Raw genomic sequence first — 296 nt, forward strand, 5'->3', positions numbered from 1 at the left:
GTCCCACCCGGTGTTGCCCCTCCACCCGGTAGATCAGGGCTTCACAGGTAAAGCTGTCAGGCAGACTAGCTGTGGGAGCAAGTAGCCGGTACGACTTTTGCACCTTCCGCTCTTCAAACAACTTCTGGTACGCGCCCCGAAGCTGCTTCTTTTTAGTAAAAAGCAGAACCCCCGCAGTTGGTCTATCCAATCTGTGCGCCGGCACCAGTTCGTCGTTGCACTCCTGCCGGCGAAGCGCAACAGTGACCGACCTGGCCACGAAGGCACCCCTAGGCATGGTTGCCAGTCCTGCGGGT

At 58.8% G+C, this 296-nt stretch carries 1 protein-coding gene; it reads right to left on the bottom strand.

Features of this window, described 5'->3' with window-relative positions; genetic code table 11:
* The coding region (locus tag QP363_RS12925) for a pseudouridine synthase (protein ID WP_284764782.1) at positions 1 to 259 on the bottom strand (259 nt) is incomplete at its 3' end.
* Positions 260 to 296 lie beyond the last annotated feature (37 nt).

Origin of the sequence: Corynebacterium sp. UMB6689, assembly GCF_030215295.1 — a bacterium.
GTDB classification, from domain to species: Bacteria; Actinomycetota; Actinomycetes; order Mycobacteriales; family Mycobacteriaceae; genus Corynebacterium; species Corynebacterium aurimucosum.